This is a genomic window from Armatimonadota bacterium, from assembly GCA_031432545.1.
Classification (GTDB): Bacteria; Sysuimicrobiota; Sysuimicrobiia; order Sysuimicrobiales; family Sysuimicrobiaceae; genus Caldifonticola; species Caldifonticola tengchongensis.
On the sequence record JAVKGX010000001.1, the window covers coordinates 438,449 to 451,760 of the forward strand.

The 13,312-nt window shown below is 69.8% G+C and carries 13 protein-coding genes; 11 read left to right on the top strand and 2 right to left on the bottom strand.

Annotated features, from left to right (window positions below; all coding sequences use genetic code 11):
* Positions 1-7 precede the first annotated feature (7 nt).
* Positions 8-856, bottom strand: a complete 849-nt coding sequence (locus QN163_02255) for a WYL domain-containing protein (protein ID MDR5682838.1) — start codon at positions 854-856, stop codon at positions 8-10.
* Between the two features lie 141 nt (positions 857-997).
* On the opposite strand from QN163_02255, the gene QN163_02260 reads away from it, so the two are divergent.
* A complete protein-coding gene (locus tag QN163_02260) occupies positions 998-1,360 on the top strand; it encodes a MerR family transcriptional regulator (GenBank protein MDR5682839.1) in 363 nt (120 codons plus the stop codon).
* A gap of 154 nt (positions 1,361-1,514) precedes the next feature.
* On the opposite strand, the gene QN163_02265 is transcribed toward QN163_02260, so the two are convergent.
* On the bottom strand, positions 1,515-3,722 hold the full coding sequence (locus QN163_02265; protein ID MDR5682840.1) for an HD domain-containing phosphohydrolase: 2,208 nt from the start codon (positions 3,720-3,722) through the stop codon (positions 1,515-1,517).
* 76 nt (positions 3,723-3,798) lie between these two features.
* On the opposite strand from QN163_02265, the gene QN163_02270 reads away from it, so the two are divergent.
* The 10 genes from QN163_02270 (at position 3,799) to nuoH (ending at position 13,311) form a co-directional block, all read left to right on the top strand.
* Positions 3,799-4,974 carry a cysteine desulfurase family protein gene (locus tag QN163_02270; protein ID MDR5682841.1) on the top strand — a complete coding sequence of 392 codons (1,176 nt, stop codon included), beginning with the start codon at positions 3,799-3,801 and terminating at the stop codon, positions 4,972-4,974.
* Positions 4,971-5,174, top strand: coding sequence for a hypothetical protein (locus tag QN163_02275; GenBank protein MDR5682842.1), 204 nt, complete (start codon positions 4,971-4,973; stop codon positions 5,172-5,174). Before QN163_02270 ends, QN163_02275 begins: the two co-directional genes overlap by 4 nt.
* A 143-nt stretch (positions 5,175-5,317) precedes the next feature.
* A complete protein-coding gene (gene ndhC, locus QN163_02280) occupies positions 5,318-5,671 on the top strand; it encodes an NADH-quinone oxidoreductase subunit A (protein ID MDR5682843.1) in 354 nt (117 codons plus the stop codon).
* Complete coding sequence (locus tag QN163_02285; protein MDR5682844.1) at positions 5,662-6,144, top strand: NADH-quinone oxidoreductase subunit B family protein; 483 nt, start codon at positions 5,662-5,664, stop codon at positions 6,142-6,144. Before ndhC ends, QN163_02285 begins: the two co-directional genes overlap by 10 nt.
* Positions 6,141-6,662, top strand: a complete 522-nt coding sequence (locus QN163_02290) for an NADH-quinone oxidoreductase subunit C (protein MDR5682845.1) — start codon at positions 6,141-6,143, stop codon at positions 6,660-6,662. The genes QN163_02285 and QN163_02290 overlap by 4 nt, the downstream gene beginning before the upstream one ends.
* Positions 6,663-6,778: 116 nt before the next feature.
* Positions 6,779-7,951 (top strand): NADH dehydrogenase (quinone) subunit D, encoded by a 1,173-nt coding sequence (nuoD, locus tag QN163_02295; GenBank protein MDR5682846.1) that lies wholly within the window; start codon positions 6,779-6,781, stop codon positions 7,949-7,951.
* Complete coding sequence (gene nuoE / locus QN163_02300; GenBank protein ID MDR5682847.1) at positions 7,951-8,448, top strand: NADH-quinone oxidoreductase subunit NuoE; 498 nt, start codon at positions 7,951-7,953, stop codon at positions 8,446-8,448. Before nuoD ends, nuoE begins: the two co-directional genes overlap by 1 nt.
* Positions 8,449-8,455: 7 nt before the next feature.
* Entirely contained in the window at positions 8,456-9,745 is a 1,290-nt protein-coding gene (nuoF, locus tag QN163_02305; GenBank protein ID MDR5682848.1) for an NADH-quinone oxidoreductase subunit NuoF, read from the top strand.
* A gap of 84 nt (positions 9,746-9,829) precedes the next feature.
* On the top strand, positions 9,830-12,340 hold the full coding sequence (nuoG, locus tag QN163_02310; protein ID MDR5682849.1) for an NADH-quinone oxidoreductase subunit NuoG: 2,511 nt from the start codon (positions 9,830-9,832) through the stop codon (positions 12,338-12,340).
* Positions 12,337-13,311, top strand: a complete 975-nt coding sequence (gene nuoH, locus QN163_02315; GenBank protein ID MDR5682850.1) for an NADH-quinone oxidoreductase subunit NuoH — start codon at positions 12,337-12,339, stop codon at positions 13,309-13,311. Before nuoG ends, nuoH begins: the two co-directional genes overlap by 4 nt.
* Position 13,312: the final 1 nt, after the last annotated feature.

Consider the following 13,312-nt stretch of genomic DNA (forward strand, 5'->3'; position numbering starts at 1 on the left):
GGTCGCCCTAGCGGTGGCGGATGGCGATCTGCTGGGCGGCGCGCGCCACCACGCGCCGGAGCCCGGGCGGGTGGAGTACCTGGAACCAGCCACCGTAGCCCATCAGCCGGGGCCACAGTTCGTGGACGGTGCGGACGTGATAGACGAGCACGAAACCGCCCTGGTGCTCATAGTCTGCCACCAGTTGTCCAGCGGCGCGATGCCGTTCGATCGCGGCGTGCAAGGGGTCGGTCCACACACGGACCATCTGATGGCCGGAGCGGGGCCGGGGCACCCACGCGTCGACTTTGAAGTCCGCGGGGCGTTCAAAGACTTCCGGCCCGATCCGGGCGGCGCGGATGGTGTCCAATGGCAGTGCGAGATCTTCCCCCAAGGCCGGTTCACGCGCCACGAGGAACCACACGCCGCGCACCCGCAACAGTGCCAACGGCCAGATGGTGCGTTCCTCGGCGTCGGTGGCGACGGCCGTCACGCGGCGGGCAGCCACGGCGTGGCGCAGCCGCGTGTACATGGGCGCGGCAGCCGGCGGGCGGGGCACGACTTCGGCGAACAGTGCCGTCTGGTGGGCCTTGTCAAATGGCGGATCGGACTCAGTGGCCGCCATGAACGCGCTGAGCCGGACCGCGTCGGATTCGTCCAACGCCAGGACCTCTGGGGGCGTCACGAATGCCTCGCGCAGCGCGTAGCCCACACCCGGTATTCCGGTTACCGGGACGCCCCCTGCGGCCAGTGCTCTGACGTCCCTGTAGATCGTCCTCTTGGACACCTGGAAGTGTCGTGCCAGGTCCGCCGCCCGCATCCTTCCGCGGGTCTGCAGCAGCAGTGGAATCGCCTTCCGGCGCTCGGTCCTGCGCACGGTTCCAACGTTCGAGGGCGGCGCTGCGCGAGCCTTGCGTACACGTGTTCGCGATACGCGCTGCGGGCGAACACACGTCCAGTGTTGACCCGCAGGACCCGCTGATATACTGGAGCCGTACCACCTCCTCTGGAGCCCGACGTGTCGAACCCCTCGACCGAACTGTTTCCGATCGGCCTGGTGTCCCTTCTGACCGGTCTGCGGCCGGCCGTACTGCGCAGCTGGGAACGGCAGGGGTTGATCGCACCGGTGCGGGCCGGGCGCCGCAGACGACGGTTGTACTCCTGGCGGGACGTCGAGCAGATCCAGCACCTCCGCCACCTGATCGAGACGGAGAAGCTCTCTCCGCTGCAGGCGAGGGCCGCGGTTCAGGAGGGCTGGCCGCGCTTTACCGGGTGGGAGGACCGGTTGTGGATACGGCGCCGTCGGCCGCCCCGAAGGGGAGGGGCGCGGGTGATCAGTTTGCCTGAATCTGCCTTCCGGCGGGAGGATTTCGAGGAGTAGCCGGCCAAGACCTAGGGGCACCCTGACCGGGCTCCCCAACGCCGCCACCAGGTTTCACAGCGGGCCGACCTGGGCAGGAGGACCCCAACGGATGTGCGGTCGCCGGGAGCGGCTCGGCTCGGACGCTCCCGGAGCCGCCGGAGCGGGCGTTGCTTCATGCAGGCAGCGCCCGTTTCATTTCGCGGTGGCCCTCGCGCATGCGGAGGAACGCCTCGACGACCGCCGGATCGAAGTGCTTTCCGGCCTGCTCGCGGATGTAGGCGACGGCCTTGTCCTCCGGCCAGGCAGCGCGGTACGGCCGGTCCGAGGTCAGCGCGTCGTACACGTCGATCACCGCGAACACCCGTGCTGCCAGCGGGATCTGCTCCCCGCGCAGCCCCCTGGGATAACCGGTGCCGTCCCACTTCTCGTGGTGGCAGTAGGGGATGTCCAGCGCCGGCCGCAGGAACTCGATCGGCGACAGCAGCTCGTAAGCGTAGACGGGGTGTCGGCGCATGACCTCCCATTCCGCTTCGGTCAACGGGCCCGGTTTGCGGAGGATGCTGTCCGGGATGCCGATCTTCCCGATGTCATGCAGCAGCGCCCCCCTCCGCACGTGCACCAGCTCGGCCTGCGGGATGCCGACGGCGCGTGCCAGTTCCAGAACCTGATTGGTGACGCGCAGGGTGTGCCCTTCGGTCTGCTCGTCCCGCAGATCCAGAGCGCGCGACCACCCCTCGAGGGTGGAATCGTAGGCCAGCGCGAGTTCCTGGTGGGAGCGCTGGAGGTCGGAGAACAGCACCGCGTTGTCGATCGCGATCGCAGTCTGGCCGGCCAGCGTCTCCAGGAACGCCATCCAGTCCGCATCCGGCTGCAGCGGGCGGCGGTGGAAGACCTCGAGCACGCCCCGCACCTGGCCTCGGGCAATCAGCGGAACCCCGATGTAGGTCACGAACCGCTCGGCGCCGATCGGGTGTGGCCGCATCGGATCCGGCAGGCTCGCCAGGTCAGGGACCAACACCGTGTGCGACTCCATGACCGGCCGGCCGGATACCCCCTCACTCAGGCGCACCGCCGGACGCTGCCCCTCGTCGGGGCGAAACCCCTTGCCGGCCGCGTACCGGAGCGTCTGCGTCGCTTGGTGCAGCAGCAGGATGTCGGTGGCATCGACGGACAGCAGCGAGGTCACCTGATCTGCGACTGTGTCCAGCGTGGTGGCCAGGTCGTGGGTCTCGATGATGGCCAGGTCGATCTGCCGCAGCGCGGCCAGCTGCTCAACCTGGCGCGCCACCCGCTGCCGCTCGCGCCGCAGCGCGGCCTCGCGCTGCTCGACCGCCTCGGCCATCCGGTCCAGCGCCGCGGCCACCCTCCCGATTTCGCCAGCATCGTGCCGGAGGTCGGTTCGCGCGGCGGACTCCCCCGACGCCAGCCGGTCCGCGGCGGCGATCAGCCTGTTTACGCCCCGCAGGATGAACCGGTCGGCCAGCGTCCACGCAGCGAGCAGCGCGGCCAGGACGACGGCCACGGCGACGCCGAGCCGGCCGGCCAGGTCGCGCCGCAGTTGTGCTAGCAGCGGGTCGCGGGGTATGCCGACGGCGACGAACGCCGCCTCCTGCGGTCCTCCCGGCAGCCGCTCGAACCCGTACACGCGTACCACGCCGTCCGGTCCGGCGAGTTCCGCGGAATTAGCCCCGGCGGCGGCGAGGAGGTGGCCGTCGCGGAGGGTCCGACCGGTGAGGCCTTCCGGATCGGGGTGCCGCACCAAGATGGTGCCGTTGGCATCGATCACCAAGATGACAGAACCGGCAGGCAGGGCGGCACGGGCGGCGACCTCCTGCAAACGGGCGAGGTCCAGGGCGGCGAACAGGACGGCTTGCACGCCTCCGGCTGCGTCCCGGAGCGGCAGGGCGACGTTGAGGGTGGGCTTGCCGGTTATACGGCCGATCTGGTACTCGCCGATCGCGAACCTTCCCGTGCGCACGGCCTCGCGGAAGTAGCGGCGGTCGGCGACGTTGACCGGTCTGCGCAAAGGCAGCGCGCTGCACGACACCCGCCCGTCGCGCTCGGCCACACCGAGGTTGGCGTAGCGCGGGTCGGCGGTGATCGCGGCTGCCAGCCAACGGTTGCACGCCGCATCCGACCGGTTCCGGACGACCCCGACTTGTGCGAGTGCGGCCAGGCTGTGGGCGGCGGAGACCACGACCCGTTCAAGATCCAGTGCGGCGAACCGCGCCACCTGCAGCGTCTGCCGACGGGCCTGCTCGGTGTTGTGCCGGTACCGCCCGCCCGCCTCGAACAGGAGCAGGGCGGCCAGCGGCACGACCGCGATCAGGATGACCGCGGTGAGCCAGCCCCGGAGGCCGCCGGGAAGGGAGCGCCCCATGGCGTCGCTATGTCCTGAAGGCAGTGCGCAGCAACTCCGGTGCCACGCCGCAGCCGATTTCCTATAATGGCCGGGGATGGCGATCTACCTCGACCACGGTGCCACCACGCCGACCGACCCCCGCGTCGTCGAGGCGATGCGTCCGTACTTCGGGGAGGCTTTCGGCAATGCCAGCAGCCTGCACGCGTTCGGGCAGGAAGCCCGCGCGGCGGTGGACCGCGCGCGGGCGCTGCTGGCGCGGGCACTGGGCGCTCGCCCGGCCGATGTCGTCTTCACGAGCGGGGCCACCGAGGCCGACAACTGGGCGGTGATCGGCTGCGCCCTGGCGAACGAGGACCGCGGCCGGCACATCGTCGTCTCCGCGATCGAGCACCACGCGGTCCTGGAGCCGGCGCGCTGGCTGGGCGAGCGCGGCTGGGAGATCACGGTCCTGCCGGTGGACCGCCATGGGCGCGTCGATCCCGACGAGGTGCGGCGGGCGGTGCGGGACGACACCGTCTTGGTGTCGGTGATGCACAGCAACAACGAGATCGGCACCTTGCAGCCGGTGGCGGAGATCGCGCGGGTCGCCAAGGAGCGCGGGGCGCTGGTCCACACCGATGCCACCCAGTCGTTCGGCGCGATCCCGATCGACGTCGACGACTTGGGGGTGGACCTGCTGTCGGCGTCCGCGCACAAGCGGTACGGCCCCAAGGGCGTGGGGCTGCTGTACGTCCGCAAGGGCACCCGCATCGCGCCCCTGCTGCGCGGGGGGTCGCAAGAGCGCGGGCGGCGGGCCGGGACGCAGAACGTGCCCGACATCGTCGGGTTCGCGCGCGCGATCGAGATCGCGCTGGACGAGCGCGGGGTCGAGCAGGCGCGGATCGCGGCGCTGCGCGATCGCCTGGTGGCCGGGCTAAGCGAGATCGAGGCGATGACGTACAATGGGCATCCGACCGAGCGCCTGCCCAACAACGCCAACGTCTCGTTTTTGGGCACCGAAAGCGAGTCGGTGCTGATGGCGTTGGACATGCGCGGCATCGCCGCCAGCAGCGGGTCTGCCTGCACGTCCGGCAGCCTGGAACCCTCCCACGTGCTGACGGCGATCGGGCTGGCGCCGGAGGTCGCCGTGGGGACCGTGCGGTTCACGCTGGGCCGCTGGACGACCGCAGAGGAGGTCGACGAGACGGTCCGGGCGATGCGGGAGATCGTGCCCCAGCTGCGCGCCGCCTCCCCGCTGTGGCGTGCCCGCCGGCCGACGCTGACATCATGATGCGCATCCCGTGGCAACCGGCGGGCCGTCACCGGTCGGTGTTCAGGGACCTGCTGGTGCGGACCGGCGTGCTCGGCGAGGACGTGATGGACGCACACCTCGCTGCGTTGGCCATCGAGCACGGGGCAGTGCTGCACACCACCGACGGCGACTTCGCCCGGTTCCCCGGACTGCGCTGGGCCAACTCCCTCGCCCGTTGATTTCCGTCCCATCGGTTGCGATGATGCAAGTAGCCGGGCTCAGGGCGGGTGCGGCACGAGCGGCCCGCGTGCGCCCGGCGTTCGTGTGGTCGGCGCGCACCGGACAATTGCCGGTCGCGCCGAGACCGGGCCCGGGGAGGGCGATGACCGACTACGTTCCTGTTCTGGTCCACCTGGCCGTGTCGATCGCGGTGGCGGTGGCGCTGCTCGGACTGCACGTGCTCGTCGGCGGCCGCCGGCCCACGCCGGAGAAGATGATGCCCTACGAATCCGGCGTGTGGCCGATCGGATCGGCCCGCGAGCGCGTCCCGATCCGCTACTACCTGATCGCGATGCTGTTCATCCTGTTCGACGTCGAGGCGGTCTTCCTATACCCGTGGGCGGTCGTCCTGCGGGAAGTGGGACCGACCGCGCTGTGGGCCGGACTGGTCTTCATCGCCCTGCTGGGCCTCGGCTATGTCTACGAGTGGGCGCGCGGAGGGCTGGAATGGCGGTGATCGCTCCCGAAGACGAGGGCCTCAAGCGCAACGTCCTGACCACGACGGTCGACCGGATGCTGGCGTGGGCGCGCAGTTCGTCGGTGTGGCCGGTGCAGTTCGGGCTGGCCTGTTGCGCGATCGAGATGATCGCGACCACGACGTCGAAGTTCGACATCGCGCGGTTCGGGATGGAAGCGTTCCGTGCCTCGCCGCGCCAGTCCGATTTGATGATCGTCGCCGGCCGTGTCAGCCAGAAGATGGCGCCGGTGCTGCGGCACATCTACGAGCAGATGCTGGAACCGAAGTGGGTGCTGTCGATGGGGGACTGCGCGTCCTGCGGGGGCGTGTACAACAACTACGCCCTCGTGCAGGGCGTGGACAAGATCGTCCCCGTGGACGTCTACGTCGCCGGCTGCCCCCCGCGGCCGGAGGCGCTGCTGTACGGGCTGATGAAGCTGCAGGAGAAGATCCGACAGCGGGCGCGGCGATGACCCCGGTGCAGGAGTTCCTGGCCGAGCGCTTCGGGGAGGCCGCCATGGTGGTGCACGCGTTCCGCGGGGATGCCACGGTGACGGTCGCGCGGGAGCGGATCCTGGACGCGCTGCGGGCCGTGAAGGCGCGCCCGTGGGCGTTCGAGATGCTGCTCGACCTCACGGCGTGGGACCGCCACCCGGTTGAGCCTCGGTTCGAGATCGTCTACCACCTGCTCAGCCTGGAGCGCACGCAGCGTCTGCGGATCAAGACACCGGTGGCCGGCGACGACCCGGTCCTGCCCAGCGCGGTCGAGGTGTTCGCGGGCGCCGAGTGGTTCGAACGGGAGGTGTGGGACCTGTTCGGGATCCGGTTCGAGGGCCACCCCGACCTGCGGCGCATCTTGATGCCCGACGACTGGGAGGGCCACCCGCTGCGGCGGGATTACCCCCTGACGGAGGAGCCCGTAGAGTTCAGGGGGCACGTCCCCAAGGTGCCGAGCGAGATCGTCCCGCACGTCCCGCCCAGGCGCCGGTAGGGCGAACGATCCCGCTGGCCGCAAGCGGACGACCGGAGGCAGCGGACGCCCGAGGTGGACATCCGATACGCGAAAGGCGGTCGCCGGCGGCCCGGAGACCGGCGGCGCACAGGTCGATGCTCACGCGTCAGACGTTGACGATCAACATGGGCCCCCAGCACCCCAGCACACACGGCGTGCTGCGTCTGGTGCTGGAGCTGGAGGGCGAGACCATCGTCTCCTGCCGTCCGGTGATCGGATACCTACACACCGGCATCGAGAAGGAGATGGAATTCCGGTCCTACCACCAGAACATCACACTCGTCGACCGGATCGAGTACCTTTCCAGCTACCACGAGGAGATGGCGTACTGTCTGGCGGTCGAGAAGCTGCTGGGGATCGAGGTCCCCAAGCGGGCCCAGGTCATCCGCCTCATCATGTGCGAGCTCAACCGCATCGCCAGCCACCTCGTCTGGCTCGGGACGACGGGCATCGACCTCAACGTGAGCAGCCTTTTGATGTACTGCTTCCGGGACCGCGAGCAGTTCATGGAGATCTCGGAGATGGTGTCCGGCCAGCGGATGATGCCTGGGTACTTCCGGATCGGTGGCGTGCAGTGGGACCTGCCGGAGGGGTTCTTCCCGAAGGTCCGGAGCTTTTTGGAGGAGCTGCCCCGCCACCTGGACGAGTACGAGGCGATGCTGACCGACAACCTGATCTGGCGGGAACGCCACGAGGGCGTGGCGGTGCTGCGCCCCGCGGACGCGCTCGCCTACGGCGTCACCGGTCCGGTCCTGCGGGGGTCGGGGATCGCCTACGACGTGCGCAAGGCCTTCCCGTACTCCTCCTACGACGACTACGAGTTCGATGTCCCGGTCGGCCGCAACGGCGACGCCTACGACCGCTATCTCGTCCGCATGGAAGAGATGCGGCAGTCGCGGCGGATCGTGCTCCAGGCGCTGGACCGGCTGCCCGACGGCCCGGTGATCGCCGACGACCGCAAGGTCGCCCTCCCGCCGCGCGCCGAGCTGGTGCGGTCGATGGAGGCGGTGATCCACCAGTTCAAGCTCGTCAGCGAGGGGATCCACCCGCCGCCCGGCGAGGCGTACGCCGCCGTCGAGTCCCCACGCGGGGAGAAAGGCTACTACATCGTCTCCGACGGTTCCAACCGCCCCGTGCGCGTGCGGGTGCGGGCGCCTTCGTTCTCCAACCTGCAGGCACTGCCCACGATGGTCCGAGGGGGGATGCTCGCCGACGTCGTCGTCGCGATCGCGTCCATCGACATCGTGCTGGGCGACGTCGACCGGTGATGGCGATGCTGTCCGCGCAGGCGCGCGCCGACATCGAAGCGCTGAAAACCCGCTACCCGATTGCGCGCTCGGCGCTGGTGCCCGCACTGCTGCGGGCGCAGGACGAACTCGGCTGGCTGCCGCCGGAGGCGATGGCCGAGGTCGCGGCCCTGCTGGGGCTGAGCGTCGAGACGGTGGCCGAGGTGGCGTCCTTCTACTCGCTGATCTTCACCGAGCCGGTGGGCCGGCACGTCATCCAGCTGTGCACCAACGTCTCATGCATGCTGGCGGGGTCGGACGCCATCCGCGCACACCTCGAGGGCCGTCTGGGGATCCGCTCCGGGCAGACCACCGCGGACGGACGGTTCACCCTGCGGATCGCAGAGTGCCTGGCCGCCTGCGAGGAGGCGCCCTGCATGATCGTCGACCGCGAGCGCTATGCGCGGCTGACGCCGCAGCGGGTCGACGAGATCCTGAACGCAATCGACGGACAGCCGGCGCACGCCGCCGACCGCTGACCACGCCATGTCCGAGCGCGTCCTCCTCCGCCACGTCGATGTCGCCGATCAGGACGACATCGCGACCTACATGCGCAACGGCGGCTACGAGGCGCTGCGGCGCGCGCTGCGGGAGCACACGCCCGAACAGATCGTCCAGATGGTGGAGCGGTCGCAGCTGCGCGGCCGCGGCGGCGCGGGCTTCCCGACCGGTCGCAAGTGGCGGTTCGTACCGGCGGAGGCCCCCGTGAAGTACCTGGTCGTCAACGCCGACGAGGGAGAGCCCGGGACCTTCAAAGACCGGACCCTCATCGAAGGCGACCCGCACCTTCTCATAGAGGGCATGATCCTCACCTGCTACGCGGTGGGCATCCGGCAGGCGTTCATCTACCTGCGGCGCGAGTTCTACCTGGGCGCCCGCAAGCTGGAGCGGGCGATCGCGCAGGCGTACGAGAGGGGTTTTTTGGGCCAGGACATCCTGGGGTCGGGCTTCGCCTGCGACATCGTGCTGCACCGCGGGGCCGGCGCCTACATCGCTGGGGAGGAGACCGCCCTGCTCGAGTCGCTTGAAGGGCAGCGGGCGATGCCGCGCCTGAAGCCTCCCTACTTTCCCGCGGTGATGGGCCTGTACAACAAGCCGACCGTCCTCAACAACGTCGAGACGCTGTGTTGCGTGCCGTGGATCGTCCGGGAGGGTCCGGACTGGTGGCTGCAGCAGGGGCCCCCACAGCTGTACTCCGTCAGCGGCCACGTGAACCGGCCGGGTGTCGTCGAGGCGCCCTTGGGGATCACGCTGCGGGAGCTGATCGAACGCGCCGGTGGGATGCGGGACGGCCGCCGCTTCAAGGCTTGCTATCCGGGTGGCTCGTCCAGCAAGCCGCTCGTGGCCGAGCACCTGGACGTGCGCCTCGACCACGAGTCGCTGGCCAAGGTCGGCTCGATGCTGGGGTCGGCGGCGGTGATCGTGATGGACGAGACGACCGACATGGTGCGCGTGATCGCGCGCGTCTGCGAGTTCTACCGGGAGGAGTCGTGCGGAAAGTGCACGCCCTGCCGCGAGGGAACGGTGTGGGTGACACAAATCCTCGACCGGATCCTGCACGGGCGGGGCCGCATGGAAGACCTGGACCTGCTGCGCAGTCTGTCGAAGCACATGACCGGTACGTGTCTGTGCCCACTGGGCGAGAGCGTGCCGCCCAGCCTCAACGCCGGTCTGGAGTACTTTCGCGAGGAGTTCGAGGCGTACATCCGCAGGGCGCGGGAGCCCGTCGAGATGCCCGTGCGGATCGTGGAGAGCGTCCCCGCGCCGGGTGGATGAACGACGTGCTGCGCGGTCGGCGGTCGCAGAGCGCTGAGGCGTTGCGCGCGTCGGCGGGCTCGATCCCGCGGGAGCCATCCTGATATGAGCGAGAGACCATCCACGGTCACACTGACGATCGACGGGCAGAAGGTGACGGTGCCCAAGGGGACCACCGTCTACCACGCCGCCGAGCGGCTGGGGATCGAGATCCCGATCTTCTGCTACCACGACCGGATGCCGCCATTGGGCGCGTGCCGGATGTGCTTCGTCCGGGTGGACGGCATGGCGCGCCTGCAGACCGCATGTACGCTGGAGGCCCAGGACGGCATGGTCGTGCACACCGAGTCGCCCGACGTCGTCGAAGCGCGGCAGGCGATCCTGGAGTTTTTGCTCATCAATCACCCCCTCGACTGCCCGATCTGCGACAAGGGCGGAGAGTGCCCCCTGCAGGACAACACCTTCAAGTACGGTCCCGGCATCTCGCGCTTCGTCGAACCCAAACGGCACTTTCCCAAGTCCGTCCCCCTCAGCCCGGTGCTGACGCTGGACCGCGAGCGCTGCATCATGTGCTGGCGCTGCACGCGGTTCGGGGAGATCATCGCCGGAGACCATGCCCTCAAGGGACATGAGCGGGGATACCTGACGCACATCGACGTGCCACCCATCACGATGGAACGTCCCAGCAAGTTCATCGGCAACACGATTGCGATCTGCCCGGTCGGCGCGCTGACCAGCGGCGTGTACCGCTTCCGCTCCCGGCCCTGGAACAACCGCGCGGTGCCCAGCGTCTGCAACCACTGCGGGGTGGGCTGCGCGATGACGCTGGACGTCCGCGGTGGCGAGGTCGTCCGCACGCGCGCCCGCGAGAATACGGCGATCAACGACGTCTGGATGTGCGACGTCGGTTTCTTCGGCTACGACTACATCAACCGCCCCGACCGCCTGCGCAGCCCCTACGTCCGGGACGGCGCCGGGTTGCGCGAGGCGACGTGGGCCGAAGCGCTCGACGTGGTGGCCTCGCACCTGCGCGGCGCCGCGCCCCAGACGATCGGGGCGGTCGGCGGAGAGCGGCTGACACTGGAGGAGTCGTATCTGCTGAGCCGCCTGTTCCGCAGCCTGGGCAGCAACAACCTCGACTCCCGCTGCGATACCCTGTACGCACCGCCGACCCGGGACTGGGCCTGGGGCATGGAGGGCGCGATCGACCGGATCGACCGCGCCTCAGTGATCGTGCTGGTGGGATGCGACCTCAGCGAGGAGTACCCGGTGGTGTGGCTGCGTGCCAAACGCGCCGCAGACCGGGGCGGGCGCATCGTCGCGCTCGCCCCGAAGCGGCTGGAGATCTCCCCCTACTGTTCTCCGGCGATCCTTCACAACTACGGATGGGAGGACCGGCTGGTGTGGGCACTGGTCAGGCTGTGCGCCGAACGCAAGGGCGAGGCTGCCACGCATGCGCTGGACGCAGTCGACGTCGACGCGACGGCCGCGGGCTCGGGCGTGCCCCGCCCGGTCCTGGAGTCGGTCGCAGCCGCCCTGGCGGCGGGCGGGGAGGCCGTGTTCCTGGTCGGTCGGATGGCGCTGGAAGGCCCGGTCGCAACCGGAGTGCTGGAGGCGGTCAACACGCTGCGCGCCGTCAGCGGCGGGACCCTGTCGTTGATGCGCGGACGGGGCAGCGCGGCGGCGGCCGCCGTCGCCGGGATGGTCCCCGACTGTCTGCCCGGGTTGAGCGCCCTCGACGACCCCGACGCCCGCCGACGGGTGCAGGGGACGTGGGGGATCGCTGTGCCGGAGCGGCCCGGGTTGGGCACCCCGCAGATGCTGGATGCGGCTGCGCAAGGCGGGATCTCGGTTCTGTACCTCGCCGGGGCGGATTTGGCGCGCGACTTCCCCGACCGCGACCTGTGGCGGCGCGCCCGCCACCGCTTGGGCCTGCTCGTGGTGACCGACCTGTTCTGGACCGACACCGCGCAGCAGGCGGACGTCGTGCTGCCGGCGCTGACCTTCGCGGAGAAGGGCGGGACTGCGGGAAACATCGAGGCGCGGCCGCAGCGGATCCAGCAGGCGACGGTGGGGCCCTCGGGCGCGTGGGCCGACCTGACGATCATTCAGGCGCTGGCCGATCGCCTGGGGTTTCCCCTCGCCTACGCGACGGTCGGTGAGATCTGGGAGGAGATGCAGCAGGTGATCCCCGGGCTCGCCGAGGGCGAGCCGTATCCGCTGCCCCGCCGCCCGGCGCGGGTGGAGGCCCCCTCCGCCGCTCCCGGCGATCCCCTGCCTCCGGGAGAGGGGCTCGTTGTCGTGCCGTGGACGCCCCTGTTCCGCCGGGGGACGATGGCCTCGCGCTGCCGCGGCCTGCCGGACCTGGCCGGTGCGCCGCGAGCGACGCTACATCCGGACGACGCCGGGCGTGTGGGCGTCTTGAGCGGGGACGAGGTCGAGCTGGCGGTGGACGGGCAGGCCGCTCGCCTGACGGCGCACATCGCGCCCGACGTGCTCCCCGGCCACGTCCTGGTGCCGCTGGGGTTCGAGGAGGTGCCCGCAGCCGAGTGGCGTCTGGCCGGACGGGTCGTGCGCGCGTCGGTGCGGGTCCTGCAGCGAACGAGGCAGGCATGATCGCCGTCGTCGTGGAGGCGGCGGTCAAGAGCGCCCTGCTGGCCTTCGTGTTGCTCACGGCCACCGCGTATACGGTGCTGCTGGAGCGCAAACTGCTGGGACGCTTCCAGGTGCGGTACGGTCCCAACCGCGTCGGCCCGGCTGGACTCCTCCAACCCCTGGCCGATGGCATCAAGCTGCTCACCAAGGAGAGCTTCGTCCCGCAGGGCGCAGACCGTTTGGTCTACCTGCTGTCGCCGGTCCTGATCACCGTCACCGCGCTGTTCGTGTACGCGGTGATTCCCTTCGGGCCGCCGTTTGAGGTGTTCGGCTACCGGGTCACCCCCTACGTCGCCGACCCCAACGTCGGCATCCTGCTGGTGCTGGGGGCGTCTTCGGTCGGCGTCTACGGGCTGATCTTGGGCGGATGGTCGTCCAACAGCAAGTACTCCCTGCTGGGCGGTCTGCGCAGCAGCGCGCAGGTGATCTCCTACGAGCTGAGCCTGGCCCTGGCGGTGGTCGGCGTCGTGCTGGCGGCAGGCAGCCTGAGTCTGGTGCGGATCGTGGAAGCCCAGCAGGAGGGGTGGTTCGTCGTCCGCCAGCCGGTGGCGTTCGTGATCTTCTTCCTGTCGGCGCTGGCCGAGACGAACCGGGCACCGTTCGACCTCCCCGAGGCCGAGCAGGAGCTGATCGCCGGATACCAGACGGAGTACGGCGGCTTCAAATTCGGCATGTTTTACATCGCCGAGTACCTGGCGATCATCACCCAGAGTGCTTTGGCCGCCACGCTGTTCTTCGGGGGCTGGATGGGCCCATGGTTGCCCGGCATCGTCTGGTTCGCGATCAAGGTCACGGTCTTCGTGATGGTCTTCATCTGGATCCGGGCCACCGTCCCGCGCGTACGTTATGATCAGTTGATGGGGCTGGGTTGGAAGATCCTCATCCCGGTCGCGCTGGGAAACGTGGTCGTGACGGCGTTGTTCGTGGTCTAGC

Excerpts from the sequence above, each read along its gene's own strand:
- QN163_02265 (MDR5682840.1), bottom strand. The coding sequence starts at position 3,722 with ATGGGGCGCTCCCTTCCCGGCGGCCTCCGGGGCTGGCTCACCGCGGTC.
- QN163_02270 (MDR5682841.1), top strand. The coding sequence starts at position 3,799 with ATGGCGATCTACCTCGACCACGGTGCCACCACGCCGACCGACCCCCGC.
- QN163_02275 (MDR5682842.1), top strand. The coding sequence starts at position 4,971 with ATGATGCGCATCCCGTGGCAACCGGCGGGCCGTCACCGGTCGGTGTTC.
- ndhC (MDR5682843.1), top strand. The coding sequence starts at position 5,318 with ATGACCGACTACGTTCCTGTTCTGGTCCACCTGGCCGTGTCGATCGCG.
- QN163_02285 (MDR5682844.1), top strand. The coding sequence starts at position 5,662 with ATGGCGGTGATCGCTCCCGAAGACGAGGGCCTCAAGCGCAACGTCCTG.
- QN163_02290 (MDR5682845.1), top strand. The coding sequence starts at position 6,141 with ATGACCCCGGTGCAGGAGTTCCTGGCCGAGCGCTTCGGGGAGGCCGCC.
- nuoD (MDR5682846.1), top strand. The coding sequence starts at position 6,779 with ATGCTCACGCGTCAGACGTTGACGATCAACATGGGCCCCCAGCACCCC.
- nuoE (MDR5682847.1), top strand. The coding sequence starts at position 7,951 with ATGGCGATGCTGTCCGCGCAGGCGCGCGCCGACATCGAAGCGCTGAAA.
- nuoF (MDR5682848.1), top strand. The coding sequence starts at position 8,456 with ATGTCCGAGCGCGTCCTCCTCCGCCACGTCGATGTCGCCGATCAGGAC.
- nuoG (MDR5682849.1), top strand. The coding sequence starts at position 9,830 with ATGAGCGAGAGACCATCCACGGTCACACTGACGATCGACGGGCAGAAG.
- nuoH (MDR5682850.1), top strand. The coding sequence starts at position 12,337 with ATGATCGCCGTCGTCGTGGAGGCGGCGGTCAAGAGCGCCCTGCTGGCC.